Genomic DNA, 539 nt, shown 5'->3' with positions numbered 1-539 from the left:
CACTGAGATACTCATCTCAGTAAGCCTAACCCAAAGACAGGGGCTACGATTTACTTCGTAGCCCCTTATTTCATTGGACACAGAGAGAACTCAATCCATGGCTATTACTTCGCTAGTTTTTCATAAGATTACTCGCTGGCAAGAAGATCAACCTTCAGAAATTCAACTCTGTGAGCAGGCACCTGACGTCACTGCAGATCATGAAGGACTCTTCAGTCAACTTAAAAAAGTCTTTCAATTCAAAGCAGGTAAATTCCACGGTCAATTTGATGAAGACTATAGTAGTGCCCCCTATCAAAACTGGTTGAAAGAGCAACTGGATGGAAAAATCAGCTTCGAGAAGCTAAGCCTTCTCTACATGAATCAACTCAAAGACCTAGTGGATAAAACCAGCGAGAGCTTTGAAGCCACTATCCTTACGGTTCATGAGGAACGTGCAGATGGCCCTCGAGTCTATATCTTTGCGCTGGAAACAAATTCCGGCCTACTCCTAGACTCTGGGCTTAATCTCGATACCGTGGACTACCTCAACACAAATA

Annotated in this window: 1 protein-coding gene; it reads left to right on the top strand. The window is 43.6% G+C overall.

Going from position 1 to position 539, the window contains the following annotated elements; translation table 11 throughout:
- Positions 1-97 precede the first annotated feature (97 nt).
- On the top strand, positions 98-539 hold a 442-nt coding region (locus A3757_RS01150), incomplete at its 3' end, for a nucleoid-associated protein (protein WP_156506083.1).

This window comes from Oleiphilus sp. HI0117 (assembly GCF_001635235.1).
The sequence above is the reverse complement of the archived record's forward strand: the minus strand, read 5'-3'. Positions and strand labels throughout refer to the sequence as shown.